Source organism: Mesorhizobium sp. M5C.F.Ca.IN.020.32.2.1, assembly GCF_004023105.1.
Lineage (GTDB): Bacteria > Pseudomonadota > Alphaproteobacteria > Rhizobiales > Rhizobiaceae > Mesorhizobium > Mesorhizobium wenxiniae.
The window spans coordinates 1-4,488 of the sequence record NZ_RZSX01000538.1 but is presented as its reverse complement, the minus strand read 5'-3'; the positions used below and the strand labels follow the sequence as shown (position 1 = coordinate 4,488).

5 protein-coding genes are annotated in these 4,488 nt (G+C 66.5%); all 5 read left to right on the top strand.

The window, feature by feature from the left end:
* A partial coding sequence (locus EOA86_RS23730) for a cobaltochelatase subunit CobN (RefSeq protein ID WP_206630112.1) occupies window positions 1-1,098 on the top strand: 1,098 nt, incomplete at its 5' end.
* Complete coding sequence (cobG, locus tag EOA86_RS23725; RefSeq protein WP_128343880.1) at window positions 1,095-2,438, top strand: precorrin-3B synthase; 1,344 nt, start codon at window positions 1,095-1,097, stop codon at window positions 2,436-2,438. The genes EOA86_RS23730 and cobG, both read left to right, overlap by 4 nt.
* Window positions 2,439-2,440: 2 nt before the next feature.
* The gene (locus EOA86_RS23720; RefSeq protein WP_029352070.1) at window positions 2,441-3,073 is read left to right on the top strand and encodes a precorrin-8X methylmutase; all 633 of its coding nucleotides are present in this window, start codon (window positions 2,441-2,443) and stop codon (window positions 3,071-3,073) included.
* Window positions 3,070-3,828, top strand: a complete 759-nt coding sequence (locus tag EOA86_RS23715; RefSeq protein WP_128343878.1) for a precorrin-2 C(20)-methyltransferase — start codon at window positions 3,070-3,072, stop codon at window positions 3,826-3,828. Before EOA86_RS23720 ends, EOA86_RS23715 begins: the two co-directional genes overlap by 4 nt.
* Window positions 3,825-4,488, top strand: a 664-nt coding sequence (locus tag EOA86_RS23710; protein WP_128343876.1) for a precorrin-3B C(17)-methyltransferase, incomplete at its 3' end; no start/stop codon positions are given. The genes EOA86_RS23715 and EOA86_RS23710, both read left to right, overlap by 4 nt.

The window sequence follows — 4,488 nt, the reverse complement described above, 5'->3', positions numbered from 1 at the left end:
AGGGCGGCATCCGACGAGGTCTTACGCAGCTACATGCAATCCCATGGCGACTGGCCGCGCTCGCTGGTCATCGATCTCTGGGGCTCGGCCTCGCTGCGCACTGGCGGCGAGGAGATCGCGCAAGGCCTGGCCCTGATGGGCTGCCGGCCGCAATGGGATTCCGCGACCGGCCGCGTCACCGGCATCGAGGTGCTGCCGTCGGCAACGCTTGGCCGCCCGCGCGTCGATGTCACCTGGCGCATATCAGGCCTGTTTCGTGATATGTTCCCGACACAGATCGCGCTGATCGATGCTGCCGCCAGCGCCGTCGCCGCCCGCGACGAGGATGCTTCGGAAAACCCGCTCGCGGCCAAGACCCGCGCCGAGGGGAAGATCAGCCCGCGCATTTTCGGCACCTCGCCCGGCACGTACGGCGCCGGCGGCGAGGATTTGCTGTCGAGCGGCGACTGGGCCGCGCGCGAAGAGATCGGTCGCGCCTATCTCGACGCCACCTCGCATGCCTATGGCGGCGCCGACGGCGAAGGTGTCTCGGCGCCCGGCGCGTTCGAGGATCGTGTCGCCGAGGCCGACCTTCTCGTCCATACGGGAGATGATCCCGGCCGCGATATTTTGGAAGGCTCGGCCGACGTCGCCTTCATCGGCGGTTTTTCGGCGGCGCTTGCGGCACTCGGCAAGAATGCCGACGTGATCGTCCTCGACACCACGGATCCGCAAAAGCCGAAGCCGCGTTCGGTTGGAGAAGCCGTATCTCGGGTAGTTCGCGCCCGCGCGGTCAACCCGCGCTTCATAACAGGCCAGATGCGGCACGGGCCGCGTGGTGCTTCGGAATTCGCCGAAACGGTCGACCGGCTGGTCGGCTTCGCTGAGACCACCCAAGCCATATCGGGCACGCTGATCGAGGTCGTGCACGACGCCTATCTCGGCGATCCCGTGGTTCGCGACTTCATCTTGCGCGAGAATCCTTCCGCCGCGAAGGTGATCGCCGAGCGGTTTCTGTCGGCGCGGAGGCGCGGTCTCTGGCATCCGCTGCGCAATTCCATCGATGACGATCTCGCTGCACTGATCGCCGAGGCCCAGGCGCTGGGGGTGGCCGCTTGAACGCCTTCTCACGTCGCGGTGCCTGCCCCGCTTTGTCCGCGCCGATGCAGACCGGCGACGGGCGTCTGGTGCGGCTCAAGCCGGTCGCCGGAGGACTCTCGCCGAAGTCCTTGCTCGGACTCGGTGAATCCGCCTTGCGGCATGGCAACGGCATCATGGAAGTGACTGCACGTGGTAGCCTGCAGATACGCGGCCTGACGCCGGCAAGCGCCCGGCTGCTGGCGGTGGAGGTCGATGCAATGGGTATCGCCGTACGCACCGGCGTGCCGGTCGAGACCGGGCCGCTTGCGGGGCTCGATCCCGAGGAGATCGCCGATCCGCGCCCGCTGGCGGAGCGGATTCGGGCGGCAATCGAGGACGCCGGGCTGGGACAGCGCCTCGGGCCGAAGGTTTCGGTCATTGTCGATGGCGGCGGGCGGCTGACCATGGATGCGGTTTCGGCCGATGTCAGGCTGGCTGCGATGCGGATTGATGCGGGTGTCCAGTGGCTTTCAGCCGTTGCCGGCGACAGGCAGAATGCGACGCCGCTCGTCATGGTCGAGGAAGATGCGGCGCGTGGTATCGCTGTCGCGATTCTGAGAATGGTTGCCGAAAAAGGTCGTGAAGCCCATGCAAGGGATTTGTCGGAGAGGCAGCTAACATCTCTCGCCAGTTGGCATTCCTTCGCGCCCGCGAAGGATCGCCTTCCTCTCACGGCCGCGCCAGCTCCTTCGCCAATCGGCCTATTCCCTCTCGGCGGTGATGCAACCGCCCTCGGCATCGGCCTGCCCTTCGGCAGCATGCCGGCACAAAAGCTCATCGACCTTATACGACAGGCCCTCGCCCTTGGCGCCCTCGAAGTTCGCCTGGCGCCGGGCCGCGCGCTGCTGTTCCTTGGTCTTCAGTTGTCCGGCTGCTTTTCCCTGAGAGATGCCGCCGCCACCCTCGGCTTCGTCACCGACGCTGCTGATCCGCGCACCAGGATCGCCGCTTGCCCTGGTGCGCCAGCCTGCGCCTCCGGCCGGATCGCGACGCGCGACATCGCCGAGACCATCGCTGCGGAAAACCGCGACATCCTCGATTCCTCGCTCACGCTTCATATTTCCGGCTGCGCCAAGGGCTGCGCGCATCCCGGCCCGGCGGCGCTGACGCTGGTCGGCGGCGAAAACGGAGCCGGTCTTGTCGTGGACGGGACGGCAAAGGCCCTCCCTGCCGGATACAGGCCAGGCTATGACGCCGCGCGCGGCGTTGGCCGCATTGCGGCAGCGATCCGCGAAGCACGACTTCGAGGCGATGCCACCGCCGCCTGCCTGACAAGGCTTAGCGCGGCCGGTGTCGCCGAACTCTATCGACAGGAATAAACATGGCCGCCTACGACTATATCCATGACGGCACGGCCATCTATGAGCGCTCCTTCGCCATCATTCGCGCCGAGGCCGACCTGTCGCGCTTTTCCGATGCCGAGGCCGATGTTGCCATCCGCATGATCCATGCCTGCGGCCAGGTCGAGGCCAGCAGGCACTTTGTTTTTTCCAGCGATTTCGTCGCCGCCGCACGCACGGCTTTGGCGGGTGGCGCGCCGATCTTCTGCGACGCGGAGATGGTCTCGCACGGTGTCACCCGCGCCCGGTTGCCGGCCGGTAACGAGGTGATCTGCACGCTGCGCGACCCGCAAACGTCTGACGTCGCGAAAAAGATCGGCAACACCCGCTCCGCTGCAGCCATAGACCTGTGGGGCGAACGCATGGCCGGTTCGGTCGTCGCCATCGGCAATGCGCCGACAGCACTTTTCTACCTGCTGGAAAGATTGCGCGACGGCGCGCCGAAACCGGCTGTTATCATCGGCATGCCGGTCGGTTTCGTCGGTGCTGCCGAATCAAAGGATGCGCTGGCCGAGAATTCCTATGGCGTGCCCTATGCCATCGTGCGCGGCAGGCTTGGCGGCAGCGCCATGACGGCCGCCGCACTCAACGCACTGGCGAGGCCGGGTCTGTGAACGCGATCGCAAAAGGCAGGCTTGTCGGTGTCGGCACCGGTCCCGGCGACCCCGATCTGCTGACGCTCAAGGCCGTGCGCGCGCTGGCCGAGGCCGACGTGGTGGCGCATTTCGCCAAGCGCGGCAACAACAGCAATGCGCGTGCCATCGTCGGCGCGCATTTTCGTCCTGATTTGATAGAGTTGCCTCTGCTATATCCCGTGACCACCGAGATCGACAAGGATCACAGCGATTACCGTTCGCAGATACCGGATTTCTACGAAGAGTCCGCCGAAAAAATCGCCGAGCACCTCAGCGCCGGCAGGACGGTCGCGGTGCTTTCGGAAGGCGACCCGCTGTTCTACGGCTCCTACATGCACCTGCATGTCAGGCTGGCGCACCGCTTCCCGACCGAGGTCATTCCCGGCGTCACCGCCATGTCCGGCTGCTGGTCGGCGACCGGCCTGCCGATCGTGCAGGGCGACGACGTGCTGACCGTGTTGCCGGGCACAATGAGCGAATTCGAATTGACGCGCCGCCTCGCCGACACCGATGCCGCAGTCATCATGAAGGTCGGCCGCAACCTGCCCAAGATCAGGCGTGCACTGGAAGCGACCGACAAGCTGGCGCGTGCCGTCTATGTCGAGCGCGGCACTATGCCGGGCGGCGTTTCGATGCGGCTGGCCGACAAGCAGGACGACAAGGCGCCCTACTTCGCCATCGTGCTGGTGGCCGGCTGGTCAGGCCGGCCCGCCGCATTGGGATCCGAAACATGAGCGGCCGCCTGACCGTCATCGGCCTCGGACCAGGCAATGCCGACCAGGTGACGCCGGAGGCAAGCCGCGCCGTCGCCGAGGCAAAATTCTTCTACGGCTACAAGCCCTATCTCGACCGGCTCGATCTGCGCCCCGACCAGACCCGCGTCGCCTCGGACAATCGCGAGGAGCTGTCCCGCGCCAGGGACGCGCTGGTAAAGGCTGCGCAGGGCCACGCTGTCGCCGTCGTCTCGGGCGGCGACCCCGGGGTCTTTGCCATGGCAGCGGCCGTCTGCGAGGCGATCGAGGCCGGCCCGGCCGAATGGCGTGCCGTTGACGTCGCGATGCTGCCGGGCATCACCGCAATGCTCGCGGTCGCTGCCCGCATCGGTGCACCGCTCGGCCATGATTTCTGCGCCATCTCGTTGTCCGACAATCTAAAACCCTGGGACCTGATCGAGCTGCGGCTGCTGGCGGCGGCGGGCGCTGGCTTCGTCATCGCGCTCTACAATCCAATCAGCAAGGCGCGCCCCTGGCAGCTTGGCCGCGCCTTCGAATGCCTCACGGCGATCTTGCCCGGCACCACGCCGGTCGTCTTCGGCCGCGCCGCCGGCCGTCCCGACGAGCGCATCGAGGTGTTTTTGCTGGCGGAAGCCGATGCGGAAAAGGCCGACATGGCGA